The sequence below is a fragment of the Amycolatopsis thailandensis genome, assembly GCF_042723255.1.
In the GTDB taxonomy this organism is placed as follows: Bacteria; Actinomycetota; Actinomycetes; order Mycobacteriales; family Pseudonocardiaceae; genus Amycolatopsis; species Amycolatopsis thailandensis.
Window position 1 is genome coordinate 1 of record NZ_JBHXJK010000048.1, and the last position, 24,574, is coordinate 24,574.

Consider the following 24,574-nt stretch of genomic DNA (forward strand, 5'->3'; position numbering starts at 1 on the left):
GGCCCTTACACCCCCCTCGTGGGGTTCTACGCCCCCTTCGCTACGTCCTATGCGGGGAAAGTCCCCTTCAGCCCTTACAGCTCGTCGGGACCGTAGCCGGGCATCTTGCCCGTCACCACGAAGATCATCCGGCGCGCGACCGAGACGGCGTGGTCGGCGAAGCGCTCGTAGAAGCGGCCCAGCAGGGTGACGTCCACGGCCGCGGCGACGCCGTGGTCCCAGTCCCGGTCCATGATGACCGTGAACAGGTGCTTGTGGATCTCGTCGACCTCGTCGTCGTCCGACTCGATCGTGCGGGCGGCCTCGACGTCCTTGGACTTGATGACCTGCTCGACCTGGCGGGCCAGGTTCACGCCGACCTCGCCCATCTTGGCGAAGTCGCCCCGCACCGCCTCGGGGAGCACGGGGTCCGGGTGACGGCGGCGCGCGGCCTTGGCCACGTGCAGCGCCAGATCGCCCATCCGCTCCAGGCTCTCCGCCGCGTGGATCGCGGCGAGCACGGTCCGCAGGTCGGTCGCGACGGGTGCCTGCAGGGCCAGCAGGGCGTACGCCTGCTCCTCGCATTCGGCGCGCGCGTCGTCGACCTTCGCGTCGTCGCTGATCACCTGCTCGGCGAGTCCGAGATCGACCTCGAGCAACGCCCGGGTCGCCCGCTCCATCGCGTCGGCGACCTGGAGCGACATGCTCGCTAGGTTCTCGGCGAGCTGTTCGAGTTCGACATGGTAAGCCTCACGCATGGCCCAACCCTACGGGCAAGAGGGGCCAAAAGCCGCATCCCAGAGTGAACCTGACGTGAACCCGGACTAACGAATGATCCTCAGCCTGAGCTGCTGCTCTTCTTGGCGCCACCGGACTTGGCGGAGCTGGTCGGAGCGGTCTCGGTCCCGCCCGCGGGAGGCACCGGGGTCTTCTCTTCCAGCGGCGTGTTGTTGATCAGCGCCTGGAAGAGCGTCTTCGTCTTGCTCTGCAACAGCACCTCGTTGCCGCGCTTGTTCGCCTCTTCGGTGGTGGGCACGGTGAGGAACTTGACCTTGTCCGAGCCCATCCCGTTCATCGACTTCGCCAGCGTCATCATCTGCTTGATGCCGAGGTTCTCGCCGAAGGTGGCCTTGGCGAACGCGTCGATGAAGCCGCTGAGCTTGCCGGTGTCGAGGATGACGTCCTTGGACATCACCGTCTTCAGCAGCGCGCCGAGGAAGGCCTGCTGTCGTTTGATCCGGCCGTAGTCCGACGTCGGGTCGCCCTTGACGTGCCGCGCCCGGACGTAATTCAGCGCCTGGTCGCCGGAGATCCGCACCTCGCCCGCCTGCGGGATGACCATGCCGAGCGTGGTGTCGTCGATCGGCTTCTCGTTGTACACGGTGACGCCCTGCACGGCGTCGACCATGGCTTTGAAGCCGTTGAAGTCGATCCCGACGAAGTGGTTGATCTTCATGCCGGTGATCTGCTGGATGACCTTCGTGACGCACTGCGGGCCGCCGACCGCGTAGGCGGTGTTCAGCTTCGCGATCTTCTGCGCCGGCGAGACTTGGTCCGAGTACGACGACGTCGCCGGGTCCCACCGCTTGCAGTCGGGGCGGTTGATCTCGAGGTCGCGCGGGAAGGACACCATGACGACGCGCTGCCGGTCGGCGGGGACGTGCGCGATCATGACCGTGTCCGAGCGGGCGCCCGGGGTGCCTTCCGCGTCGCCGACGCCGTCTTCGGCGGCCGCGCCGTCGCGGGTGTCGGAGCCGACCATGAGGAAGTTCTCGTCACCGGTCTGGCCGGCGGCGTCCTGGATGTCGGCCGAGTCCTCGTCGAGCGAGGCGACGGTGTTGAACTTCGCGTCGAACCAGGTCTGGGCGCCCCACGCCGAACCGATGGAGAGGAACACGAGCGCGGCGACCACGGCGGCCGTGATCCGGCCCGCCTTCGCCGTCTGCCTGGTCTTGCGTTCCTTCTTCTCCTGCAGGCGGGTCTGCGGTGACGCCTCCTCGGCGGCTTCCGCGGGCTCCGCGTCGGTGGTGGTGACCACCCGCTGCAACGCCGTGCGGGTCTGCTCCAGCAGCGCGGCGGGACGGGAGGCGAGCCGCTCACGGCGCTCGCGCTTCTTGGCCTCTTCGGCTTCGAGCTCGTCGTGCGCCGCGGAGAACCGGGCGAGCGTGTGGTCGATCTTGCGCTTGGTGATCGTCGCGTCGTCGATCGCTTCGAGCTCGTCGGTCATCGTCAGCCGGTCCATCTCGGACCGCGGCGGGACACCGGGTGACAGGGACGGCGCCGACGGCGGCTGCGCGGCGGGTGCCTGCTGTACCGGTCGCTGAGCGGGACGGCGGGGACGGCGAGGCGGGGCCGGGACCGCGGGCTGCTGCTGCGCGCCCGGGTTCACCACGGGCGGGCGGCGCTGCGTCGGTGCCTCGGGACTGGGCGCGGCCTGAACGGCGCGGCGCGGCTGGCGCGCACGAGGCGGACGCGGGGTCTCGGCGGGCGGCGTGACCGGAGCCTGCGGCGTGGCGGGCTTGGCCGCGCGAGGCGCGGGCGGAGGGGTGTCGGCGGGGGTGGCCGGACGGGGACGCCGAGGTGACGGCGGCTCCGCCTGGTTCGCGCGCGGGCCGGGTCTCGGAGGCTCGGGCGCCGGCTCACTCGGCCGGAGGCGGCGGGGAGCGGGGGCCTCGGCGGCGGGGTCGAAGACCGGGCGTTCACCCGTATGACGTGCGACGACGTCGGAAACGCTGATACCGCCGTGGGTTTCCATCGAGCGGCGACGGTTCCGGCGGCCGCGCTCACCGGCATTCCTGTCGGTGTGGCTGTGGCGACCGGTCCCCGGGGTGTGGTGCTCGTCGGGCACTCGGTCTCCTTTCACAACGGGCTTCGAAGCTCTTTCGTTATCGTACGGACACCTCAGGTTCGTGACGACAACCATCCCGGAATTTTCTTCACCCAAGGTACCGATAAGCGCCGAACGGTCCATGCGATCGGGTGAGCGGTCCTGGTTAAAGCTGCGTTAAAAGGTGCGAAACCGTCACGCAGAGTGTGACAGAAGATCGAGTGAGTGGCTACGCGCCGGCAGACTCGGCGGCGTTCATCGACTGAGGAATCATCCGCGACGATTCCTTATCCTGATAAGCCACTTTGTTCCTGCCCGCCCGTTTCGCCATATACAACAAAGCGTCGGCGTGGCGCAACTGCCGTTCCGGTTCGACCGGGCGATCCGGTTCCGTCCTGCCTTCGTGCGCGAGCCCGACGCTGATCGTCACCGAAAGACCGGGCCGGATCCGGCGCCACGGATGACGGGCCACCCGGATGCGGGCGGTGTCGGCGATCCGCACCGCGCGGGCCGCGTCGACGTCCGGGATGACCAGCGCGAACTCCTCGCCGCCGTAGCGGGCGCAGAACGCTTCCGGCGGAAGTCCCTGTTGCAGCAGGTCGGCCACTTCGCGCAGCACCCGATCGCCGACCAGATGCCCGAAAGTGTCGTTGACGTCCTTGAACAGGTCGAGGTCGACCAGCGCGATCGCGATCCCCGGCGGGCCGCGATGGTCGACGGCCGGGCCGTGCAGCCACTGGTCGAGATAGCGGCGGTTGTAGCTGGACGTCAGCGTGTCCCGCAGGCTGCCGGCGCGGGCGAGGTCGAAGGCGGACTTGAGGTGGTGGTAGGCGCGCCGCCAGTCGCCCTGGGTGGCGAGCACCCCGGCGATCGACTCGTGCAGGCTGAGCAGATCGGTGGCCGGCGCGCTCGGTGGGAGCGCGGCCTCGTCGTCGGCTGCCACGCTCACCTCCGCCACGAATTGGTTTTCGTCGTATAGGAGGGATCTCTTGAGGTGTGAGTACGGGGCAAAGTGAATATCGCTCAAGAGGACGACGGATCCGCCCCATTGTCACGCACCGAAGCGCCGTTCTGTAAGGACGAAAACGGCTCGAAGTCTTTGAGCTGCGAAAACTGATCCTTCGCCCAGTAACTCACGTCAGTCACATCGTCATTTAGCAACAGTGCGTAATCATTCCAGCTCACCCACCGCCAATCGCCGACCTCGTCGGGATGCGGGGCCGGATCTTCGTCGACCCAGGCGACGAAGACCGGGCAGAACTCGTTCTCGATGATGCCTTCGAACGGCGGTGTGCTGTACCGGTACGCCGGAAGGACGCAGCGGAGCCCGTCCAGCCGGGGCAGTCCGAGCTCGAAGGCGGCCCTGCGCCGGACGGCCTCCTCGATCGGTTCACCCGGTGCGGGGTGCCCGCAGACACTGTTGGTCCAGACCCGGGGCCACACCTTCTTCGACGCGGCACGGCTGGTGATCAGCAGGGCCTGGTCGCTGGAGCGCAACAGATAGCAGGAGAACGCCAGGTGCAGCCGGGTGTTCTCGTGGTGCGCGGCCAGTTTGGGCGCGGTTTCGCCGGTCGGCTCGCCGTCTTCGGTGACGTAGACGATGCGTTCGGTGTCGAGTGCGGTCGTGTCGTTCATCGGACCCACTGAACCAGCAGGCTGTCTGTAACCGGTACCGCGACCAGAGTTACCCCTGTTAGTGGGACGAAAGGTGCTCCACGAGCAAAGAAGTGACGGCCTCGGGCGCCTCTTCCACCACCCAGTGGGAGACGTCCTCGATCATCTCGAAGCGGTACGGGCCGGTGACCCGGTTCGCGGTGTCGAGCGCGGCCGTCGACCCGAAGGCGGCGTCCTCGGTGCTCCAGATGTAGAGCGTCGGGACCTCGATCGGTCCGATCTTCCCGCCGGGACGGCCCGCGCGGTACCAGTTGAGCGCGGCGGTGAGCGCGCCCGGTTCGGACAGGCGCTGGACGTACTCGTCGATCTTGCTGGGCGGCACCTTCCAGTCGAAGATGCGGCGCAGCGCGTCGGCGCCGTTCTCGAGCATCCGCCGTTCGGTGACGCGGGTCTGGCGCCATTCGGTCATGTACGCCGAGCGGAGATGCTGGTCCTCGTCGGTCTTCATGGCCTCCGCGAGTGCCGCCGGATGCGGCGTCGAAACGACGGCGAGGCTGCGGAGCCTGGCGGGATGCGCGTCGGCCGTCCACCACGCGACCGCGCCGCCCCAGTCGTGTCCGACGAGATCGAATTCGTTCCACCCCAAACGATCCGCGATCGCGAGGACGTCACCGACGAGGTCGTCGATCCCGTATTCGGACGCCTGCTCCGGCCGGACGCCGGGCGAGTAGCCGCGCTGATCCGGTGCCACCGCGCGATATCCGAGTACGCCGAGCGTCGCGACCTGGTGCTCCCATTCCACCGCGGCCTCGGGAAACCCGTGCAGCAAGAGGACGGGACGGCCGTCTTCGGGACCCGCGGCGATGGCGTCGAAGGAACCGGCCGCGGTGGGGATGCTGAGCTGCTCGATCACGACGCCGACTCTACGGGCCGCCGGTTTCGGGCGGGCGGCAAGGGATTGACTGCCGGTGTCCGATTCGCATCTAATGATCACCGCGGCCGATCTTCGGCCGCACTGGGGAAACTGGGGTAACACATGTCGAATAGTTGGAAGCGCCGGCTGGCCGCCGGCGCCGCTTCCGTCGCGCTCGCGGGCGGAATCGCCGTCACGACGGCGAATGTCGCGGCGGCCGGGGTCTGCGACGGCAACCCGGGCTGCCAGCTCGGGCCGTATTCCAGCCTGAGCAGTTGTCAGATCGAACAGAGCAACATGGCCCGGTACTACACGATCACCATGCGGTGCTTCGAGGTCGACACCAACCAGTGGAAGTTCGCCTACAAGACCAGGGGCACCTGAGTCGTGAACGAAAACGCTCCCGCCGGTCCGTCCGGCGGGAGCGTTTTTCGTTTCAGCCCCCCGAATGCATGTCCTCTGCCTCGGGGACGCAGTCGTCGTCCGGGTCGTCGAGCCAGCCGTGCGGCAGCGTGACCTTGCCGGGTGAACCCTGCCGCCCGCGCGGTCCGGTGGCGGCGCTGGGGAAGGGCGCGTCGTGGTCGAGCTTGGCGATGAGGTCGTCGAGCTGGTCCATGCTGGACAGCATCGCGAAACCGCGTCGAAGTTCGGACCCGACCGGGAAACCCATGAAGTACCAGGCCATGTGCTTGCGGATGTCGCGCATGGCCTTGTCGTGGCCGTCGTGCTCGACGAGCAGTTCGGTGTGGCGGCGCAGCACCTTCGCCACTCCGCCGAGGTTCGGCGGGGTGGGCTGGGGGCGCCCGGCGAAGGCGGCTTCCAGCTCGCCGAACAGCCACGGCCTGCCCAGGCAGCCGCGTCCGACCACGACCCCGTCGCAGCCGGTCTCGTCGACCATGCGCAGCGCGTCCTCGGCGGAGAAGATGTCGCCGTTGCCGAGCACCGGGATACTGGTGACGGCTTCCTTGAGGGCCGCGATCTTCGTCCAGTCGGCCTGACCGGAGTAGCGCTGCGCGGCCGTGCGCGCGTGCAGGCTGACCGCCGCCGCGCCCTCGGCCTCCGCGATGCGCCCGGCGTCGAGGTAGGTCAGGTGATCGTCGTCGATGCCGACCCGGAACTTGACCGTGAACGGCACGCCCGCCTCGGCCGCGGCCTTCGCCGACTCGCGCACGATGTCGGCGAACAGCTTGCGCTTGAACGGCAACGCCGCGCCGCCGCCCTTGCGCGTCACCTTCGCCACCGGGCAGCCGAAGTTGCTGTCGATGTGGTCGGCGAGGCCCTCGCCGGTGATGATGCGGACGGCCTCGGCCATCGTCTTGGGGTCGACCCCGTAAAGCTGCATGGACCTGGGCTTTTCGTTCTCGCCGAAGGTCATCATGTGCATCGTGCCGGGGTGGCGCTCGACCACCGCGCGGGCGGTGATCATCTCGCAGACGTAGATGCCGGCGCCGTACTCCTGGCACAGCTGCCGGAAGGCGACGTTGGTGATGCCCGCCATCGGAGCGAGCACGACCGGGGGATCGACCTCGTAGGGGCCGATCTTCAGGCTGGGCTTGCTCAGGGTGGCAGTCACGTCCTCCATTGTCGCCTGTGGTGTCTGTCACTCGCAGGTGGGCCGGTCTCCGTTCCGGGATGACGATCTTGCCGCAAACGGTCGAAAAGGCCTTGCGGGTTAAAGTTGCGCAGGAGTGTGACTTGCGCGTTCCAGGCAAAGTACTCAGATGATGAAAGTTGCCCCAAAGGCAAAGTTGCCTGTGTTGCGCAACTTGCTTCTGTGCGCAACTTTGATTTGTCAGTGTTACTGCCGATGTGACACGATCGCTGGGTGTCAGGCGAAGAAACTGCAGGTCAGAATGATCGCGAGCTGCTGGCGGCGGCGCTGGCCAGTCTTGCTGAACTCTTGGGGCAAGACTGGCGCGTGACACAGATCGATGAGGGTGCCCGAAGCTCGGGTGACGGGGTGTTCGACGCGCGAGTGCAAGTCGTGCCACCGGACAGCAGCCCCTACACCGAACTGCTCGTCGACGTAAGAGGCAAACGCATCAGCCCTCGAGATGTCCTCGACAAGACGGTGCCGATGATCAACTTGTTGCGCCAGGCGCAAGTGCGTGCCGTTCCGCTCGTCGTCGCGCCATGGATCAGTCCTCGGACTCAAGAGGTCTTGCGCGAACACGACATCGCCTACATCGATCTGACCGGAAATGTCTCACTGCGGGTGACCTATCCGGCGATCAGTTTTTACCGCCAGGGTGCTTCTCGCGATCCAAAGCCGAGTGCCGTGTCAACGCGAAGTGTCACGCTGGCGGGTCCGCGCGCTGGTCGTATCGTCCGCTTCCTGGCCGACTTCATTCCGCCATATCGAGCGAGTCAGATCGCCGATCAGGCGGCCGTGAGCGCGCCTTGGGTGTCGCGGCTCCTCGGCCAGTTGGAAGATCAACTGCTGATCCGGCGAGCTGGGCGTGACATCGTCGACGTTCGCTGGGCTGAACTGCTTCGGGCGCGGGCATCCACCTACAGATTGCTGCGGCCAGGAAACCACGAGGCGATGATCTCACCCGGGGGAGCGGGACAGGTGCTTCGGCAACTGCGGGAAGATCGGTCGGCGATCGAGGGCGGGGCGAACATCGCCGTGACGGGTCCCTATGCCGCGCGGGCGGTGGCGCCTCACACGGTAGGCGGGCAACTGATGCTCTATGTCGATCACACGCCCCGCGTGGTCGATGAGTGGGAGGATCGGCTGGGACTGCTTCGAGCTAGTGAGGGAGCGGATGTTCTCCTGATCAGGGCTCCGGATCAGTCGGTTTTCGACCGCACCCGCTTGGTCGACGAAGTCACGCACGTCGGCTACAGCCAACTGGTCCTCGATTGCCTGGCAGGCAACGGTCGGATGCCTGCCGAAGGCGAAGCGATCCTTAAAGGACTAAGCGATGATGAGAGTTGGCGTCGTCGTCCGGAGTTCTGAATGTGAGGTGACATCGACACGATATTCTCTCCGATCTCGATAGTGACGAGGGAGAAAAAGTGTCGAAAAAGCCTCCAGGTGTTGACGACGAGCAACTCAGTGTCGCGGCACGCAGAGTGCTGCTCGACGGCTTGTTCGCTTTGAAGGGGCAACTGCGGGCTGTCACCGTGGTAGGGGCTCAAGCGGTCTACCTGCGCACTCCGGACGCGCCGTTGGCTACTTCAGGATTCACTTCCGACGGAGACTTGAGTTTTGATCCGCAACTTGTCGAAGATGTGCCGCTGATCGAGCAAGCACTTCGCGATGCCGGCTTCGAACTGATGAACCCGAGCCAACCCGGGCTGTGGTCGCGCGATGAACTGATTCCCGGGATGGACGATCCGGTGCCTGTCGAGCTTGATCTCCTCGTTGGCGAAACCTTGGCGCCCAAAAAGGGGACGCGCGGTGCTCGTATGCCTCCTCATGATCCGAAGACAGCGAAGAAAGTGCCCGGACTCGAGGTCGCGGCGGTCGACCGGTCGCCGCTGCTGATCACCGCGTTCGAAGTCGGTGACTCGCGAAAGATCATGGTGAACGTCGCCGGGCCGGTTGCCTTGTTGGTGGCAAAGGCCTACAAGATCAACGACCGGCTGAAACAGCAGGACGACCGGCCGGACCGTCTCAGCAACAAGGATGCCGGAGACGTCTATCGCATCATGATCACAACCCGGCCTGCCGAGGTAGCTGCATCCTTTGCCGAGCTGCTCGTCAATGAGCGAGTGGGCGACGTCGCGGTGAAAGGACTTGAGTACTTGAGAGACCATTTCGGCGGTGCGGACACGCCCGGTGTTCGTATGGCGGTCGAAGCTCTGGCAGGCGACGTCGATGAGGCGCGGATCCGTGCGGTCATGCCCGCCTACGTCGACCGCCTCTCTTGAGACCGCTGAACTTCGAGTTGTGCACACGGACGCTCTGTTCGAAGAGGAGCTCGATCGCGATGATCTCGCAGGTCGCGACCACATCGTCACCTCGATTGAGTAGTGCTACGGATCCCGCGGCGGCTTCAAGGATTCATGCTGTTCGACATGACCACCGATGGGGATGTGCTCCTCAGGCTCGCCGGGGAGATCGACGACCTTGGGGCCCGCCTCGCGCGGGTCGGTACGGAGCTGCGGACCGTCCAGTCCGAAGCGGAACCGGAGCGCGAAGAGGCGCCTGAGCAGGCGCAGCAGCCCGAACAGCCCGCGCAGGCGCAGCCACTCGCGCAGCCGGAGCAGGCCGCCGAGCAGCAGATACCGCAGCAGCAGCCCACGCCGACGATGCCGCCCCAGCCCCAGCAGGCCCCTCAGCCCCAGCCGATCCCTCAGCCGCCGCACCAGCAGGCCCAGCACCAGCAACACCCGCAGCACCCGCCGCGGTACTTCACCCACCCCCAGCACCCGCAGTATCAGGCCCAGCACCAGCAGGCCCAGTACGCGCAGTGGCAGCAGCACTACCGCCAGCAGTACCAGCAGCAGCCGTACCGCCCGTACCAGCCCGCCCCGAAGGTCAGCCTCGCCGAGAAGCTGGGCAAGGAAGGCGCCGGCAGCAGGCTGCTGGCCTGGATCGGCGGCGCGGTCACCTTGCTCGGCGTCGTGCTGTTCCTGGTGCTCGCGATCCAGCGCGGCTGGTTCGGCCCGCTGCCGCGGGTGCTCGGCGGCGCCGTGCTCGGGGCGGTACTGGTCGGGATCGGCCTGAGGCTGCACCGCAACCCGGCCGGCCGCACGGGCGCGTTCGCGCTCGCCGCGACCGGGATCGGGGCCCTGTACCTCGACGCCATCGCCGCGACGACGATGTACGACTACCTCCCGGCCTACGCCGGTCTCGCGCTCGGTCTCGTGATCGCGGTCGGCGGGTTGCTGCTGGCCGTGCGGTGGAAGTCTTCGCTGCTCGCGGCGGCCGTCGTGCTCGGCTGTGTGGTCTGCGCGCCGATCATCACGCAGGGGTTCAAACCGGAACTGGTCGCGTTCCTGCTGGTGATCCTTCTCGCTTCGACGCCGGTGCAGCTGCGCCAGTCGTGGCCGTCGGTCGCGGTCGCGGCCGGGATCCCGCCGTTGGTCGCGTCGGTCTTCAGTACCGCGTTCACCGGTTTCGGCGGCAGCACGGCCAACACCGCCGCCGCGCTGGCCGTGGGCGCGGTCGGACTCGCGCTCGCCCTGATCGTCACCACCAAGCGTCCTGGCGACGCCGCCGCGCTCGCCTTGCTCGCCGTTGCCCCGGCACCGTCGTTGCTCGCCGCGCTGTTCCTGCCGAAGACCCCGGCCGTGCTCGTCACCGCGTCGGTCGCGCTGGTGCTGCTCGGGGTGTGGGCGGCCGGGCAGTGGCTCAACGGCTGGACGGGCGACCTCGCGGGCGCCGCCGGTCTCCTCGCGGCCCTTCAGACGACGATGACGCTCTTCGACGGCAGCGCCCGTTCGGCGATCCTGATCGGCGAAGGTGTCCTGCTCGCCTTGGTCGCGCTGTGGACGAAGAAGCACGTGGCGCTCGCCGGTGGGCTGGTGTTCGCCGTCATCGGCGGTCTGATCGCGCTGGCCTTCGACGTCCCGCCGACGCTCTTCTTCCTGGTCCGGAACCGGCCGGACGCCGACCTCGCCGCCGCGCTGCTGGTGGCCGTCGCGATCCTGGCCGTCGCGATCACGCTCCCGTGGGTCGCGCACCGGCTCGGGCTGTTCAAGGCCGCCACGGAGAACGTCGTGCCGTGGCTGTTCGCCGGGGTCGTCGCGCTCTACGGCGCCGGCGGGCTGGTGCTGTGCGGCGCGCTGCTGGCCGTCCCCGGCCGCTCGGGCTTCCTGCTCGGCCACGTGGTGATCACGGTGTCCTGGACGGTCGCCGCGCTGGTGCTGCTCATCCGCGGCATCTCGGTGGTCGGCCTGCGGGTGATCGGGTTCGTGCTGGTCGGCGCGGCGGTGCTGAAGCTGGTCCTGTTCGACCTCTCCGCGCTCGACGGCCTGGCCAGGGTCGCGGCCTTCCTCATCGCCGGGCTGGTCCTGCTCGGCGCGGGGACGCGCTACGCGAAGCTCGTCGCGTCTCGCTGAGCGGACGCGGAAGAAAAGCCGCCGGGTCGTGGTTGGTCGGTTCATGACCTACCAACCCGACCCGCGGCTCGCCGACCGGGCGAAGGAGAACGTCGCCTGGCTGACCACGATCAGCCCGAAGGGCCGCCCTTCGCCCCGCCCGGTGTGGTTCGTGCTCGACGGCGAGGATTTCGTCGTCTTCAGTCAGCCGGACACGGCGAAGACGCGGCACATCGAAGCCAACCCCGAGGTCAGCCTCCACTTCAACAGCGACGAGCACGGCGGCTCGATCCTGGTGGTCGGCGGCAAGGCCGAGATCCTGCCGGACGGTCTCGCGTCGGAGCAGCCGGGCTTCCTCGACAAGTACGAGAAGCACTACCCGGCGATCGACTACGACGTCCCGAAGTTCGACCGGGAGTACCGCGTCCGGATCAGGATCCGGCCCGAACGCACCTGGGGCTTCTAGAAACCGACCGTCACGCAGGCCAGCCGGGCCCCCGCGGTCCCGGCATGGCCGGGGTCGGTGTGCGTATGCGTCTCGTGGATCACGATCGAATTCGCCCGCCGATCGGCGAACGTCCAGTCCACTTTGGACACGGCGGCGCCGCGGCCGGTGGCGTCGGTGGTGAGGTCGAGCCAGATCTCGTTCCGGGGGTTGGCGTAGGCGGGATCCACCGACGGTTTCACCGGGTCTTCGACGTTCTGGTAGTGCGGTCCGGCGAGATCACCGGTGGCGCCACACGGCTTCGTGTGCGCGTGGGCGCCGTATTCGCGGTTGGGCAGCAGGCCGGTCACCAGGACCGCGGTCGAGGTGCCGAAAGCCTTCGAGGTCAACCCGAAGACGTGGGCGCGTGAGCCGGCCGGGACCAGGTCCGGCTTGTAGATCGTGAGACCGCTCTTGGCGGTGATGACGTGGACCCGGGAACCGGGGGTGGCGGTGGCGGGCGCGGCGCCGGAGGTGAGCGCCAACGCGGCGGCGGACAGGGCCAAGGCGAGTACGGGGACGGGGCGCATGCCACCTTGCCTAGTCCGCACGAATCGGACACGCCAGACAGGTCACTCGGTCGGGCGATCATTCTCAAACTATGGGCAGGACAAGTGAGTAGCAACCCTCCGGATCGTACTTGGCTGGTCGCGGTCGCCGCCGCTCTCTGGGGCACCGACGGGCTTTTGCGGCTCCCGCTCGCCGAGGCGCTCCCGGCGGCCACGGTCGTCTTCTGGGAGCACCTGCTCGTGGTGCTCGTGCTGAGTCCCTTGATTCCCGGCGCTTTCCGCGCGCTGCGCCGGTGCGGGCCGCGGGAATGGCTGGCCGTGCTCGCCATCGGTGGCGGTTCTTCCGCGCTCGCGACGGCGATGTTCACCGCCGCCTTCAAACTGGGCGACCCCGTGACGCCGTTGGTGCTGCAAAAGCTCCAGCCGGTGTTCGCCGTGCTGGCGGCATATTTCGTGCTCCGTGAGCGAGTCCGCCCGGGGTACGCGTTCTTCGCGATCCCGGCGCTGCTGGGCGCCTGGCTGCTGGCGTTCAAGGATCCGCTGAACATCCAGCTCGCGGCGGCGAAGGCTGCGCTGCTGGCGATCGGCGCGGCCGCGTTGTGGGCGGCGGGCACGGTCCTCGGCAGGCTGCTCTCCACCGAGCTGGCGCCGAAGGAGGTCACCACCCTGCGCTTCACCGTGGGGCTGCCGGTCGCGGCGGGCATCGTGGCTTACCAGGGCGGCGGGTTCGCGGTCGGCTGGGACAACGCGCTCGGGCTCGGTCTGCTCGCGCTGGTCCCCGGCCTGCTGGCGCTGAGCCTGTACTACCTGGGCCTTCGGTCGACACCGGCCGCGAGGGCGACGCTGGCGGAGCTGGCGTTCCCCGTCACGGCTGCCGTCATCGGCGTATCGTTCCTGAACGCGCATTTGTCCGGTACGCAATGGCTGGGCCTCGCCGTCGTGGTCGTCGCGGTGACCTCGCTCGGCTGGCACGAGAAGGTCACGCGCCAACCGATGGTCTTGGAGCCGCCGCATGGTCGAGCACACCGGGGAGACGAAGAACGAACGCCTGACCCGCAACGTCAGTGAGCTCCTGCAGGAACTCCGGGTCGCGCAGGCCGGTGTCCAGATCCTCTTCGGTTTCCTGCTCACGGTGGTGTTCACCGACGAGTTCCACGAGGCGAGCGGGTTCGAGAAATCCGTTCACCTGACGGCGGTCCTGCTCACGGTCACCTCGACGGTCCTGCTGACGGCGCCCGCCGCGTGGCACCGGCTGCTGTTCCGCACCGGCAACCGTGAGCGGATCCTCACCTACGGCAACCGTTCCGTCCTGATCGGGCTCGGCTGCCTCGCGGCCGCGATCACCACGACCGTCGCGCTCATCGCCAAGGTCGTCTTCGGCCCGGTCGCGATGGCGATCCTCGGCGTGGTGTCGGCCGTGTTGTTCGTCGGGATGTGGTTCGTCGTGCCGAGGATGATCGACCACAACGGCCGCTGATCAGCGCCAGGCTCGGACGGGCGTGTTCTCCGGCAGGCCGAACGCGGCGGGCGACAGGCTCCGCGGGTCGTCCGGGCCGGTGCCGTCGAGTACCCGGCGGGCACCGATCCACGAGAACATCGCCTTGACCGAAGGCGAATAGCCCGCACCGTCCTCCGCGAACTTCCGGTCGAGCACGCGATACCCGGAGGGTGTGCGCTCGACGAGGTAGACCATCGGCTGACGGCGGAATCCGCCGCGCGTGACCAGCCCGTCGCCGTCCTTCGCGACCTCGTCGCAGTTCGCGACCAGGCCGATCTTGACGCGCTCGCCGTCCGGCCGGGTCTCGATCACCTTCTGCGTGCACACCCAGCGGACGTCCGCGCCGGAGCGGGCGGACGTTCCCAGCCACGCGCGCAGATGCCCGTCGATTCCAGGCAGCGCCTCCCGCGCGACGGCTTCGTCCACCGACGGCATTTCGTCCACGATCCACCAGCCTGCCGCGGCCACCACCACACCGACCCCGGCGAGCACGGGCCAGCGTTTGACGTTCCCCATGGGACGAAGCTACCGAGCGGGGCAAGTGTTCATCCGCGGTTCGGGACGCGTTGCCCGGCCGAACGTAGGTTGCGGCCGTGAACGACTCCTCCAGACGGACCTTCCTGCGCGGCGCGGGCCTGCTCGGCGCCGGTGCGGCGGTGTCCGCGTTGCCCACGCTCGGCGCCCCCGCAGCTTCGGCGACCTTCGGCCACCACGGCCCGGACGCCGAAGACGCGTGCTTCACCCTCGCGGTCCTGCCCGACACCCAGTACCTGTTCGACGCCGACCGCGGCGACCCCGCACCACTGGACGCCACGCTGCGGTACGTCACCGGCGGCGACGAGAACATCGTCTTCCTGGCACATCTCGGCGACCTCACCGAGAACGGGCAGCCGGGCGAGTTCGACCAGATCAGCCGCTCGTTCCAGCACCTCGACCGGCGCCGGTTCCCGTACAGCACCCTCGCCGGCAACCACGACATCAAATCCTCGACCGACGACCAGCGCGGCCGCACGCCGTACCTCGACGCGTTCGGCCCGCAGCGCCAGCGGGGGTCGAAGACGTTCCGCGGCGCGAGCCCGGACGGCTACAACAGCCACCACGTCTTCCGCGCCGGCGGGCGTGAGTGGCTGCTGCTCGCGCTCGACTGGCGGCCGTCGGCGGGCGGGCTGGAGTGGGCGCGGTCGGTGCTCGCGCGGAATCCGCGTCTTCCGGCGATCCTGACCATCCATGAATTGGTATGGGCCGACGAGGCCGGTCAGGCCCAGTTCTCGGAGTTCGGGCAGAAGGTGTGGGACGAGCTGATCGCCGGGAACGACCAGATCTTCCTGACGCTCAACGGGCACTACTGGCCGCCTGGCCGCACGGTGAAGCGGAACAACGCGGGCCACGACGTCCATCTGCACATCACCAACTACCAGGACCGCTACTACGGCGGCAGCGCGATGATCCGGCTCTACCGGTTCGACCTCGCGCGGAACGTGATCGACGTCCGCACGTTCTCGCCGTGGCTGGCCGACCAGTCGCCGCGGCTGAACGAGTTGCAGCGCCAGGAGATCGAGCGCACCGGCCCGTCGGACTACTTCAGCGTGGAGATCGACTTCGACTCGCGGTTCGCCGGCTTCGCGCCGGTCCCGGTCCCGCCCGCGCGGCCCGCCGAACGGCAGCTGATCCGCGGGACCGTGGCGTACTGGCGGTTCGAAGGCCGGGACGGCACGCCTGTCAGCGCTACCGACGGGGTTCGCGACCTTTCCGGCCGGGGCAACGACCTGGTGCGGGTCACGTTGCCCGGCAGCGCGGCCGAAACGCTGCGGTACTCCGGCGAGTTCTCCGGGCGGCAGCCGTCGAGGTCGAGCCTCCGGTTCGACGGCGGCAAGAAACCGGCCCGCGGCGCTTATCTGCGCACGGCGGACTCCGCGCCGATGAACGCGGAGACGTTCGCGCGCGGTTACACCGTCGAAGCGTTCGTGAAGCTGCCCGAGGATTTCAAGGACGGCAAGCATTCCTGGGCCGCGATCTTCGGCAGGCAGGGTTCCGGCGCCAAGGCCGGCAAGACCGGTGACGATCCCGGCGAACCGTCGGCCACGCTGTCCCTTTCGGACGGCGCGGCGTTCCAGTGGGCGGTGTTCCCGGTGAACCAGAACGGGATCTCGACCGCGTGGGGACACGAACTGGCGTTGAAGGAATGGATCCACGTCGCCGCCGTCAACGACGGCAGGCGGACGACGCTCTACGTCGACGGCTGCCCGGTGCTGCGGAATCCGAAGACGGCCGCGGCGGGGATCGCGAACCCCGGCGGCTCCTGGCTGATCGGCGCCTACGCCTACGACTCGATCGTCGAGCAGGCGTTCCACGGCTGGCTCGGTGACGTCCGAGTGGTGGGGCGGGCGCTGGAGCCGCGCGAGTTCATGCTCGGCTGAGGGCGTCGCGGATCGTGCGCGGTAATGGTGGATTTCCGTCCCCATTATCGCGCACGATCGTTTCCCGGGGAATGCGGGGTCCCTCTTGACAAGTGGTGGACAATAGAAAATCGGCGCCTGATCGGAAAGAGAAGATCAGAACGCCGAATGTGTTGTCAGTCTAACCGCTGTGAGGGGAACTTGTCAAATCAGGGGTACGACGAGGAATTGCGGTCCGAACGGCAGTACGTCGCGTCGCTCTACGGGCGGCTGGACACGGAACGCGTGCGGGTGAGCGAAGCGTACGCCGGTGCGCTGCGGGGAGAAGGCTTCGCGCTTTCCGACCGCGAGGTCTCCGCCGGCACGAAAGCCCGCGAGATGGCGCGGCTGAAGATCGCCGACGAAGGCCTTTGTTTCGGTCGTTTGGACGCCCTTTCGGGCGACCGGTCCTACGTCGGGCGGATCGGCCTTTTCGACGAGGAGAACGACTACGAACCTTTGGTGCTGGATTGGCGGGCGCCGGCGTCGCGCGCGTTCTACTGCGCGACGGGGGCGTCACCGGAAGGAATGTCCCGGCGCCGTCAATTCCGTACTCTCGGCCGTGACGTCCTCGACTTCACCGACGAGGTCTTCGGCCGTCCGGAATCGGCGGGGGAACGGGGCGACGCCGCGCTGCTGGCCGCGGTCAACGCGCCGCGCGGCGAGGGGATGCGGGACATCGTCGCGACGATCCAGGCCGAGCAGGACGAGATCATCCGCCTTGACCACGCGGGGGTCCTCGTCGTGGAGGGCGGCCCGGGCACCGGCAAGACGGCGGTGGCGCTGCACCGGGTGGCGTACCTGCTGTACACGAAACGGGAGCGGATGGAACGCCGCGGCGTGCTCGTGATCGGGCCGAGCAGTGGCTTCCTCGACCACATCGGCCGTGTCCTGCCGTCGCTCGGCGAGACCAGCGCCGTCTTCGCGACGCCCGGCGGCCTCGTCGCCGGGCTGAGCACCGAACGCGAGGACGCGCCCCGGGTGCAGCGGCTCAAGGGCTCGCTGGCGATCCTGGACGTGCTCGCGGCCGCGGTGACGGATCGGCAGGAACTGCCCGCCGCGCCGGAGCCGATCGAGCTCGACGACGTCACCGTGCCGCTGGACGCCGAGGTCGCGGCGGCCGCGCGCGAGGTGGCCAGGGACAGCGGCCTGCTGCACAACGAGGCGAAGGCCGTCTTCGGGCGCGAGGTGATCGCCGCGCTCGCCGAACGCGCCGTCGACCGGATCGGCGCGGGCTGGCTGCCGAAGGACGATGAGCACACCCGCCCGGAGATGCTCAAGAACGCCCGGCGGGACCTGGAGGCCAGCGAGGAGCTCAGTGCGGTGCTGGAACGCCTCTGGCCGACGCTGACGCCTCAGCGGCTGCTGGCCGACCTCTACGCCTCACCGGAGCGGTTGCGGGCGGCAGGAGCCGATCCCGCGCTGTTCCGCGCCGACGCGGACGCGTGGACGGTGTCCGACGTGCCGTTGCTGGACGAAGCCGTCGAACTGCTCGGACACGACCGCACCGCCGAGCGCCGGGAGGCGGAGCGGCGGCGGCTGGCCAGGAAGGAGTACGCCGAGCGGGTGCTGGAAATCGTCGAGGTGGAGGACGACCACGACGACTACGAGTTCGCGCTGCGGCCGACGGACGTGCTGATGGCCGAGGAACTGGCGGACCGGTTCGCCGAACGCGACGAACGGGATCTGGCCGAACGCGCCGCCGCCGACCGGGAATGGACCTACGGCCACGTGGTGGTCGACGAGGCGCAGGAACTGTCCGAAATGGACTGGCGGGTGCTGATGCGGCGCTGCCCCGGCCGGTCCTTCACCGTGGTCGGGGATCTCGCGCAGCGCCGGTCACCCTCGGGTGCGCGGTCTTGGGACGCGATGCTTTCCCGGTACGTCGCCGATCGCTGGGTGTACCGGAAGCTGACCGTCAACTACCGGACACCGTCGGAGATCATGGCGGTGGCGGCTTCGGTGCTGGCGAGTTTCGCCCCGGACGTCGTACCGCCGGAATCGGTGCGGGCGTGCGGCGTGCGGCCGTGGGCCCGCCGACTGTCCGAAGTGGACATGGAAGACGCCGTCGCGGAATTCGTCCGTGCGGAATCGGGGCGTGAGGGCACGTCGGTCGTCATCGGGCCGCCCGGGGTGCCGGGCGCGATCGCGCCGTCCGCGGCCAAGGGGCTGGAGTACGACGCCGTGCTGGTGGTGGAGCCGGAGCGGATCCTCGCCGACGGTCCGAGCGGTGAGGCGGAGCTGTACGTCGCGCTGACGAGGGCGACGCAGCGGCTCGGGGTCCTCTACAGCGGGCGGCTGCCGAAAGTCCTCCGCGGTCTTGATTCCGGGCGGCGGACTCCCGACGTGTATCTGCGGTGCGTCTGACCCTCCCGCGAACGCCATGAAAGGTCCCTTCCTTGCGAAATTCGCAAGGAAGGGACCTTTCATGGCACGGGACTGGATGTCATCGGGTCAGATTGCCCCAGGCGTATGTCTGTTTTGCGAGTTTCAAGTAGACGAGCGTTTCGGTGCTGACGACTCCCGGGATGGGCCGGATGTCGTCGTTCAGCACACTCAAGAGGTGCTCGTCGTCCCGGCAGGCCACCTCGGCGAGCAGGTCGTAGCCTCCCGCAGTGAGCACGACGTAATGGACGTCCGGCAATCCGGAGAGCTGGTCGGAGACCGCTCGCGGATCGCCTTGGACTCTGATCCCGACCATCGCCTGACGACCGAGTCCGACGTTCGCCGGATCCGTGACCGCGACGATCTGCATCGTCTCGTCCCGCAGCAGCCGCTGGACGCGCTGCCGCACCGCACCCTCCGACAAGCCGACGGCCTTGGCCAGTGCCGTGAACGAGGCCCGCCCGTCGACTTGCAGTAGAGCGATCAGAGTGCGATCGGTATTGTCCAAACCTCTAGGTGTGCGCTGCTCCATCTGCGCGCGTGGTTCGTCACCCATGCCGTCCCTCCCTTTGTTTCGGCATGCGATTCTTGTCGCGCAGCGTATCGATCAATGTCCAGAATGCTACCGCCGTTAAGTTGTTTGTCGCGATTCTCTTTCCCGGCGCCGTCGCGCGAAGGAATCGGTCGTTCGACAGGGAGAGTGCCGAGCTTTTCGGAAGAGGGGTCAGCCGAGATCGCGTTTCAGCAGGTCTTCCTCGGTTTCGCGGCGGACGAGCAGCGTCGCGGTGCCCCGGGAAACACCGACGACCGGCGGCCTGCCGACGAGGTTGTAATTCGACGCGAGCGAGTGGTGGTATGCCCCGGTGCACGGGACGGCGAGCAGATCGCCGGGGTGGACGTCGTCGGGGAGCGCGAGTCCGTCGGCGAGGACGTCGCCCGATTCGCAGTGCCGTCCGACCACCGTCATCGGCCGCCGGGCGGCGCGGCTGCGCCTGCCGATCAGGCGCGCGGTGTAGGCCGCCCCGTAGAGCGCGGGCCGCGCGTTGTCGCTCATCCCGCCGTCGACGGCGACGAACGTGCGCGAACCGCGTTTCACCGCGCAGACCCGGTACACGGTGATCCCCGCCGGGCCGACGATCGCGCGGCCGGGTTCGATCGTCAGCTTCGGCTGTGGGAAGCCGTGCGACGCGCATTCGTAGGCGAGCGCGACCCGCAGGCGTCGGACATAACCGTCGATGTCGAAACCCGGGTCGCCGGGCAGGTAGCGGACGGCGTGCCCGCCGCCGAGGTCGAGTTCCCGCAACGTGACACCGTGACTCTCGCGGAGTGCGACGAGCACCCCGATCATCTTGCGGGCGGCCAGTTCGTAGAAGTCCACACGGGACACCTGCGAGCCGATGTGGCAGTGCAGCCCGGCCAGGCGGAGCCCCGGCTGCGCGAGTACGGCCGAGACGGCCCGGGCGAGGTTGTCGCGGACCTCCTCGCGCAGTGAGAACCCGAACTTCTGCCCTTCGGTGCCGGTGGTGATCGCCGCGTGCGTGCCTGCCGAGACGTCCGGGGTCACGCGGATCAGCACCTGTTGCGCGCCGGTGGCCAGCGCGCCGAGCTGTTCGATCTCGTCGAGCGAGTCCACCACGATCCGTCGGACGCCATAGGACAGCGCGGCCTTGAGGTCTTCGGGGGTCTTCGCGTTGCCGTGCAGCAGGATCCGCTCGGCGGGGAAGCCGACCGACCGCGCCACCGCGATCTCGCCCGCCGAACAAGTGTCGAGGGAAAGCCCTTCCTCGGCGACCCAGCGCAGGACCGCGCGGGTGCACAGCGCCTTGCTCGCGTACGCCACCTCGGCGTCCGGAAGTGCCCGGCGGTACGCGCGGGCGTTCTGCCGGACCTCGTCCTCGTCGAGCAGGTACGCCGGTGTCCCGAACCTCGCGGCGAGGTGCGAGACCGGCGCGCCGGCGAACAGCAGTTCCCCGCCGGGCCCGAGCCGGGTGCTCCGCGGCCAGACCCCGGGTTCGAGGTGGTCGGCGGCCTCGCAACCGAGGCTGGGCAGGAGCTCGCTGAGCGTCACGGTTACCTCCGCGTCGATCGGTCAGTGCTCGCCCAGCACAACTCCGATCGCCCCGGCCCGGCCGCTTCGCCAACGCCTCCCTGACGCGTTCCGCGACGTCGCTGACGCCTTGTTAACGCGCGAGTAACCCCGGCCACACTGTCAGCGGACGTGCTCCGGGACGGTGTCGAGCGCCCGCACCATGCGCACGGCCAAGGCGAACGCCGCCTCGTTGCCGAGGTCGGTGTGCTCGGTGACGATCTTCTTCACGGTGTCGACCCGGATCTCGTACCGGGAGACGGGGACGGTGTCGGCGTTCATGGTGATCCTCTATTCGGTTGTTTCGGTTTCCTCGGCGCAGGTGCAGCCGCGGCTGAACCCGCCTGCCGCGGTCGCGACGCAGAAGCGCCGGGCGATCGCGTCGTGCAAGGACAGGGGATGCGGGCAGCTCGGGCATCGGTCGCCTTCGACGGGCTCGGCCACGTCGCGGAGGGAGCGGATGGTGGTCATCGTGCCGCCACGGGTTGACCACGCAACGGCGCTCCGACTTCGTGCAGATGCCGGAGCACGTAGCCGTAGGACGCCGCCCAGCCGCACTGCGCGTAGTCGATGCCGTGCTTCGCGCAGAACTCGCGGACGATCACCTGCGCGTGCTTGAGGTTCGGCCGCGCCATGTTCGGGAACAGATGGTGCTCGATCTGGTAGTTGAGGCCGCCGAGCGCGAAGTCCACGACCGGGCCGCCGCGCACGTTGCGCGAGGTGAGGACCTGCTTGCGCAGGAAGTCGAGCTTGTGCCCGGCCGACAGCGTCGGCATGCCCTTGTGGTTCGGGGCGAACGAGCAGCCCATGTACACGCCCCACAGGCACTGGTGCACGGCGATGAAGACGAAGCCGACGCCGGGGGAAAGGACCACGAATACCGCCGTCAGGTACGCCGCGAGGTGGGCGAGCATCAGCGCCGATTCGAGTTTCCGCCGTTTGAAGCCGCGCTGGAAGATCGCCGTCGCGCTCGACACGTGCAGGTTCAGCCCTTCCAGCAGGAGCAACGGGAAGAACAGGAACGCCTGGTACTTCGCCATCCAGCGCAGGAAACCGCGGCGTTCGGTGCCCTGGGCCTTGGTGAAGATCAGGGCGGCGAGATTGACGTCCGGATCCTCGTCCTCGTGGTTGGGGTTCGCGTGATGCCGGTTGTGCGTGCCGATCCACCAACCGTAGCTGAGGCCGGTCAGCCCACCGTGGACGAAACCGGTGACGTCGTTCGCCTTGCGGCCACGGAAGATCTGCTTGTGTCCCGCGTCGTGGCCGATGAAGGACAGCTGTGTGAACATCATCGCGAAGAAGGCGGCGAGGAACAGCTGCCACCAAGAGTCGCCGAGGTGCGCGAAAGCGACCCAGCCACCCGCGAAAGCGAGCAGGTTCAAGGAGATCTTCACCGCGTAGTACACGCGCCGCCGTTCGAGCAGGCCGGCGTCTTTGACCAAATGGGACAGTTCGGCGAAGTCGCTGCCCTGCCTCGTCTGGGTGGAGGCCATGGGAGATCACACCGTTCTGGTTCGTGAAAGTGGGCAATCCAGTAACGGTTTCAGAACACCGAAGAAGTCCGGTCCGGCCGAGAAGGGCACTGGTACCACAACACGCCACGGACGCTCCGTGGTCTGCTTCCAGCGTCCCACGTCGGCGGGGCGGAAGCAATTCACCGAAGCGGCACGATCCGGCGTACAGTCGAAGTCATCGAGGGAAATTTCCCCCGGTTCCGTCCGGTCGCGAGGTTCGACCGGAGACAGGAGCACCGGCCAGACATCGATCCCTTCGCGTTCATGGTCCCGCCGGCCTCGCCGGTGAGCAGCCGCCCGCCGCGCCGCACGGCGCGCCCCGAGGCGCCCATCCGGGCCAAGCCGCGATCATCGATGGCCACGACCTCTGACCTGTCGCCGTGTGTACGCCCGTTCCCGGCGGGCGTGCACACGGTCAGAAGTCTTTTCCAGGGCAGACGCCGGTTTCCGAGGATCCCCGGCGACTTTCCCGCGTTCCCCGCGCCTCAGCCGAAGTACGACGTGACTCGCGCACGGAGTTGTCCACACGTGAACAACCTGTGGACAACTCCGTGGATAGTCTACTTAGGACAGTGTGGCGAGGAAGATTTCCAGCTGCTCGACGACGAACGCGTGATCGTCGGCCTGGGGCAGTCCCGAGACGCCGACGGTGCCGACCGGACCCACGCCGTCGACGATCACCGGGAACACGCCGCCGTGCGCGGCGTACAGGTCCGGATCGAGGCGTGAGCCGTCCTCGAACGTCGTGCCCTTCGCGCGGAACCGTTCGCCGACGAGGAACGAGCTGTGCCCGTAGCGGTCGACGACGCGGCTCTTGCGGTCGATCCACGCGTCGTTGTCGGCCGAGGTGCCCGGCAACGCCGCGTGGAACAGCCGCTGGCCGCCGCGGCGCACGGAGACCGTCACCGGAAGGGCGCGGTCCCGCGCCGCCGCGAGCAGGTGGGCGCCCAGTTCCAGCGCGGTCTCGTTGTCGAACCGGTGGAAGACCAGGCGCTCCTCCTGCGCGGCCAGGACGGCCAGGGTGTCATCGCTCATGACACCCATTAAATCAACAGTGTTGTGTAATAGCTACCGCAGCGCGTCCAGGGCGAAGGCGGCGTACATCGCGACGCCGTTGGCCATGGCGTCCTCCTCGAAGATCACGCGGTTCGAGTGGTTCGCCTCGACCGTGGCCGGGTCCGCGTCGGGCGGGCAGGCGCCGAGGAAGGCGAAGGCGCCCGGAACGCGTTGCAGGACATAGGAAAAGTCCTCCGCGCCCATCACCGGGTTCTCCATGAGCTCGGAGTTGCCCGCGCCGAGGACCTCCGCCGCCAGCTCCAGCACCCGCCCCGCCACCTTCGGATCGTTCACCGTGACCGGGTAACCGGGGAGGACTTCGGCGCTCACGCGGACGCCGTGCGCCGCGCCGACCGCCTCGCACACTCTCGGCAGCTCCTCGCGTACGAACGCCTGTGTCCGCTCGGAGAGCGTGCGGATCGTGCCCTCCAGGAACGCCGTCTCCGGGATGATGTTCGTCGTGGTCCCGGTCTCGATGCGGGTGACCGAGACCACCGCGGGCTCGAACACGCTCACCTTGCGGGTCACCATCGTCTGCAGGGCGCTCACCATCGCGGCGGCCGCCGGCACCGGGTCGATCGCCTGATGTGGCGCCGAGCCGTGCCCGCCCCGGCCGGTGACGGTGACGTGGAAGCTGTTCGCCGACGCCATGATCGGGCCCGGTCGCGTCTGCACGACGCCGGACGCGGCCGAGGTGAAGATGTGCAGGCCGAACGCTTTCTCGACGCGTTCCCCCGCGGCGTCGAGCACGCCTTCGTGGATCATGTGACGAGCGCCGTGCTCGCCTTCCTCGCCGGGCTGGAACATGAACACCACCGACCCGGCCAGCTCGTCGACGTGCTCGCTGAGCAGCCGCGCGGCCGACGCCAGCATGGCGACGTGGGTGTCGTGCCCGCAGGCGTGCATCGCGTCGTCGTCTTCGGAGGTGAAGTCGAGACCGGTGTCCTCGTGCAGCGGCAACGCGTCCATGTCGCCCCGGAGCAGGATCGCCGGGCCGGGCTTCCCGCCGCGCAGGACGGCCGTCAGCGAAGTGGTCGATTTGCCCTCGACGATCTCCAGCGGCAGGTCGTCGATGGCCGCTTTGATCGAGGCCTGGGTCTTCGGCAAGTGGAGGCCGATCTCCGGATTCCGGTGGATCTCCCGGCGGAGTTCCACGGTTTTCGTTTGAAGAGCGCGGGCCTCGTCCAGCAATCCGGCGAAGCGCGCATCGGGGAGTGTGGGCAGGTCGGTCGGTCCGGTCATGTCTCGATAGTGGCGCATGCGGCGCTTCAGGCGCACCG

At 68.3% G+C, this 24,574-nt stretch carries 24 protein-coding genes; 9 read left to right on the forward strand and 15 right to left on the reverse strand.

The genetic code is table 11. The features are described 5' to 3' along the window. Positions 1 to 74: 74 nt before the first annotated feature. The 5 genes from phoU to ACFWMR_RS20415 form a co-directional block, all read right to left on the reverse strand. Complete coding sequence (gene phoU, locus ACFWMR_RS20395) at positions 75 to 737, reverse strand: phosphate signaling complex protein PhoU (protein ID WP_378279077.1); 663 nt, start codon at positions 735 to 737, stop codon at positions 75 to 77. Between the two features lie 80 nt (positions 738 to 817). Then, positions 818 to 2,221 (reverse strand): LCP family protein, encoded by a 1,404-nt coding sequence (locus ACFWMR_RS20400; protein ID WP_378379514.1) that lies wholly within the window; start codon positions 2,219 to 2,221, stop codon positions 818 to 820. 814 nt (positions 2,222 to 3,035) lie between these two features. After that, positions 3,036 to 3,764: a GGDEF domain-containing protein gene (locus tag ACFWMR_RS20405; protein ID WP_378279075.1), complete on the reverse strand. Its 729-nt coding sequence runs from the start codon at positions 3,762 to 3,764 to the stop codon at positions 3,036 to 3,038. Between the two features lie 65 nt (positions 3,765 to 3,829). Beyond that, on the reverse strand, positions 3,830 to 4,441 hold the full coding sequence (gene idi, locus ACFWMR_RS20410; RefSeq protein WP_093938154.1) for an isopentenyl-diphosphate Delta-isomerase: 612 nt from the start codon (positions 4,439 to 4,441) through the stop codon (positions 3,830 to 3,832). 58 nt (positions 4,442 to 4,499) lie between these two features. Continuing rightward, positions 4,500 to 5,333, reverse strand: coding sequence for an alpha/beta fold hydrolase (locus ACFWMR_RS20415; RefSeq protein WP_093938153.1), 834 nt, complete (start codon positions 5,331 to 5,333; stop codon positions 4,500 to 4,502). Positions 5,334 to 5,456: 123 nt separating this feature from the next. Between ACFWMR_RS20415 and ACFWMR_RS20420 the strand changes: the two genes are divergently transcribed. Beyond that, positions 5,457 to 5,717 carry a hypothetical protein gene (locus ACFWMR_RS20420; protein ID WP_093938152.1) on the forward strand — a complete coding sequence of 87 codons (261 nt, stop codon included), beginning with the start codon at positions 5,457 to 5,459 and terminating at the stop codon, positions 5,715 to 5,717. Between the two features lie 52 nt (positions 5,718 to 5,769). Here the strand turns inward: ACFWMR_RS20420 and dusB are convergent, their stop codons facing one another. Next, entirely contained in the window at positions 5,770 to 6,915 is a 1,146-nt protein-coding gene (dusB, locus tag ACFWMR_RS20425) for a tRNA dihydrouridine synthase DusB (RefSeq protein ID WP_378379478.1), read from the reverse strand. A 243-nt stretch (positions 6,916 to 7,158) separates the two neighbouring features. Here dusB and ACFWMR_RS20430 point away from each other — a divergent pair, with 243 nt between their 5' ends. The 4 genes from ACFWMR_RS20430 to ACFWMR_RS20445 all read left to right on the forward strand — a co-directional run bounded on the left by ACFWMR_RS20430 (position 7,159) and on the right by ACFWMR_RS20445 (position 11,793). Continuing rightward, positions 7,159 to 8,295 carry a hypothetical protein gene (locus ACFWMR_RS20430; protein WP_378379479.1) on the forward strand — a complete coding sequence of 379 codons (1,137 nt, stop codon included), beginning with the start codon at positions 7,159 to 7,161 and terminating at the stop codon, positions 8,293 to 8,295. A 59-nt stretch (positions 8,296 to 8,354) separates the two neighbouring features. Next, positions 8,355 to 9,212 (forward strand): hypothetical protein, encoded by an 858-nt coding sequence (locus ACFWMR_RS20435; RefSeq protein ID WP_378379480.1) that lies wholly within the window; start codon positions 8,355 to 8,357, stop codon positions 9,210 to 9,212. Between the two features lie 135 nt (positions 9,213 to 9,347). Beyond that, positions 9,348 to 11,348 carry a DUF2339 domain-containing protein gene (locus tag ACFWMR_RS20440; protein WP_378379481.1) on the forward strand — a complete coding sequence of 667 codons (2,001 nt, stop codon included), beginning with the start codon at positions 9,348 to 9,350 and terminating at the stop codon, positions 11,346 to 11,348. 43 nt (positions 11,349 to 11,391) lie between these two features. Next, positions 11,392 to 11,793 (forward strand): TIGR03667 family PPOX class F420-dependent oxidoreductase, encoded by a 402-nt coding sequence (locus ACFWMR_RS20445; RefSeq protein ID WP_378379482.1) that lies wholly within the window; start codon positions 11,392 to 11,394, stop codon positions 11,791 to 11,793. Here the strand turns inward: ACFWMR_RS20445 and ACFWMR_RS20450 are convergent. Beyond that, entirely contained in the window at positions 11,790 to 12,341 is a 552-nt protein-coding gene (locus ACFWMR_RS20450) for a superoxide dismutase (protein ID WP_378379483.1), read from the reverse strand. The two genes, ACFWMR_RS20445 and ACFWMR_RS20450, sit on opposite strands and share 4 nt — an antisense overlap. A gap of 84 nt (positions 12,342 to 12,425) precedes the next feature. On the opposite strand from ACFWMR_RS20450, the gene ACFWMR_RS20455 reads away from it, so the two are divergent. Beyond that, positions 12,426 to 13,388 (forward strand): DMT family transporter, encoded by a 963-nt coding sequence (locus tag ACFWMR_RS20455; RefSeq protein WP_378379484.1) that lies wholly within the window; start codon positions 12,426 to 12,428, stop codon positions 13,386 to 13,388. After that, on the forward strand, positions 13,333 to 13,797 hold the full coding sequence (locus ACFWMR_RS20460; protein ID WP_378379485.1) for a DUF6328 family protein: 465 nt from the start codon (positions 13,333 to 13,335) through the stop codon (positions 13,795 to 13,797). The genes ACFWMR_RS20455 and ACFWMR_RS20460 overlap by 56 nt, the downstream gene beginning before the upstream one ends. Here the strand turns inward: ACFWMR_RS20460 and ACFWMR_RS20465 are convergent, their stop codons facing one another. Then, entirely contained in the window at positions 13,798 to 14,334 is a 537-nt protein-coding gene (locus ACFWMR_RS20465; protein WP_378277444.1) for a hypothetical protein, read from the reverse strand. It abuts the gene before it with no gap. A gap of 77 nt (positions 14,335 to 14,411) precedes the next feature. On the opposite strand from ACFWMR_RS20465, the gene ACFWMR_RS20470 reads away from it, so the two are divergent. Together ACFWMR_RS20470 and helR are read left to right on the forward strand one after the other, a co-directional pair. Continuing rightward, entirely contained in the window at positions 14,412 to 16,235 is a 1,824-nt protein-coding gene (locus ACFWMR_RS20470) for a LamG-like jellyroll fold domain-containing protein (RefSeq protein WP_378379486.1), read from the forward strand. 180 nt (positions 16,236 to 16,415) lie between these two features. Then, positions 16,416 to 18,620, forward strand: a complete 2,205-nt coding sequence (gene helR, locus ACFWMR_RS20475) for an RNA polymerase recycling motor ATPase HelR (protein ID WP_378379487.1) — start codon at positions 16,416 to 16,418, stop codon at positions 18,618 to 18,620. 79 nt (positions 18,621 to 18,699) lie between these two features. Here helR and ACFWMR_RS20480 read toward each other — a convergent pair whose 3' ends face one another. The 7 genes from ACFWMR_RS20480 to ACFWMR_RS20510 form a co-directional block, all read right to left on the reverse strand. Beyond that, positions 18,700 to 19,194 carry an Lrp/AsnC family transcriptional regulator gene (locus ACFWMR_RS20480; protein ID WP_005167158.1) on the reverse strand — a complete coding sequence of 165 codons (495 nt, stop codon included), beginning with the start codon at positions 19,192 to 19,194 and terminating at the stop codon, positions 18,700 to 18,702. Between the two features lie 168 nt (positions 19,195 to 19,362). Then, a complete protein-coding gene (gene lysA / locus ACFWMR_RS20485; RefSeq protein WP_378379488.1) occupies positions 19,363 to 20,706 on the reverse strand; it encodes a diaminopimelate decarboxylase in 1,344 nt (447 codons plus the stop codon). Positions 20,707 to 20,847: 141 nt separating this feature from the next. Beyond that, positions 20,848 to 21,006 (reverse strand): DUF6307 family protein, encoded by a 159-nt coding sequence (locus tag ACFWMR_RS20490; protein WP_378379489.1) that lies wholly within the window; start codon positions 21,004 to 21,006, stop codon positions 20,848 to 20,850. Positions 21,007 to 21,015: 9 nt separating this feature from the next. Beyond that, the gene (locus ACFWMR_RS20495; RefSeq protein WP_378379490.1) at positions 21,016 to 21,195 is read right to left on the reverse strand and encodes an RGCVC family protein; all 180 of its coding nucleotides are present in this window, start codon (positions 21,193 to 21,195) and stop codon (positions 21,016 to 21,018) included. Then, positions 21,192 to 22,217, reverse strand: a complete 1,026-nt coding sequence (locus ACFWMR_RS20500; RefSeq protein WP_378379491.1) for a fatty acid desaturase family protein — start codon at positions 22,215 to 22,217, stop codon at positions 21,192 to 21,194. The genes ACFWMR_RS20495 and ACFWMR_RS20500 overlap by 4 nt, the downstream gene beginning before the upstream one ends. 585 nt (positions 22,218 to 22,802) lie before the next feature. Further along, complete coding sequence (locus ACFWMR_RS20505) at positions 22,803 to 23,273, reverse strand: heme-degrading domain-containing protein (protein WP_378379492.1); 471 nt, start codon at positions 23,271 to 23,273, stop codon at positions 22,803 to 22,805. Between the two features lie 33 nt (positions 23,274 to 23,306). Continuing rightward, entirely contained in the window at positions 23,307 to 24,536 is a 1,230-nt protein-coding gene (locus ACFWMR_RS20510; RefSeq protein WP_378379493.1) for a M20 metallopeptidase family protein, read from the reverse strand. Positions 24,537 to 24,574: the final 38 nt, after the last annotated feature.

Bases quoted from the DNA above. Each gene is read 5' to 3' on its own strand.
- ACFWMR_RS20495 (WP_378379490.1), bottom strand. From the start codon at position 21,195: ATGACCACCATCCGCTCCCTCCGCGACGTGGCCGAGCCCGTCGAAGGC.
- dusB (WP_378379478.1), bottom strand. From the start codon at position 6,915: ATGGAGGACGTGACTGCCACCCTGAGCAAGCCCAGCCTGAAGATCGGC.
- ACFWMR_RS20440 (WP_378379481.1), top strand. From the start codon at position 9,348: ATGCTGTTCGACATGACCACCGATGGGGATGTGCTCCTCAGGCTCGCC.
- idi (WP_093938154.1), bottom strand. From the start codon at position 4,441: ATGAACGACACGACCGCACTCGACACCGAACGCATCGTCTACGTCACC.
- ACFWMR_RS20510 (WP_378379493.1), bottom strand. From the start codon at position 24,536: ATGACCGGACCGACCGACCTGCCCACACTCCCCGATGCGCGCTTCGCC.
- ACFWMR_RS20500 (WP_378379491.1), bottom strand. From the start codon at position 22,217: ATGGCCTCCACCCAGACGAGGCAGGGCAGCGACTTCGCCGAACTGTCC.
- ACFWMR_RS20450 (WP_378379483.1), bottom strand. From the start codon at position 12,341: ATGCGCCCCGTCCCCGTACTCGCCTTGGCCCTGTCCGCCGCCGCGTTG.
- ACFWMR_RS20505 (WP_378379492.1), bottom strand. From the start codon at position 23,273: ATGAGCGATGACACCCTGGCCGTCCTGGCCGCGCAGGAGGAGCGCCTG.
- ACFWMR_RS20490 (WP_378379489.1), bottom strand. From the start codon at position 21,006: ATGAACGCCGACACCGTCCCCGTCTCCCGGTACGAGATCCGGGTCGAC.
- ACFWMR_RS20400 (WP_378379514.1), bottom strand. From the start codon at position 2,221: ATGGACCGGCTGACGATGACCGACGAGCTCGAAGCGATCGACGACGCG.
- ACFWMR_RS20480 (WP_005167158.1), bottom strand. From the start codon at position 19,194: ATGGGTGACGAACCACGCGCGCAGATGGAGCAGCGCACACCTAGAGGT.
- ACFWMR_RS20420 (WP_093938152.1), top strand. From the start codon at position 5,457: ATGTCGAATAGTTGGAAGCGCCGGCTGGCCGCCGGCGCCGCTTCCGTC.
- phoU (WP_378279077.1), bottom strand. From the start codon at position 737: ATGCGTGAGGCTTACCATGTCGAACTCGAACAGCTCGCCGAGAACCTA.
- ACFWMR_RS20460 (WP_378379485.1), top strand. From the start codon at position 13,333: ATGGTCGAGCACACCGGGGAGACGAAGAACGAACGCCTGACCCGCAAC.
- ACFWMR_RS20465 (WP_378277444.1), bottom strand. From the start codon at position 14,334: ATGGGGAACGTCAAACGCTGGCCCGTGCTCGCCGGGGTCGGTGTGGTG.
- ACFWMR_RS20445 (WP_378379482.1), top strand. From the start codon at position 11,392: ATGACCTACCAACCCGACCCGCGGCTCGCCGACCGGGCGAAGGAGAAC.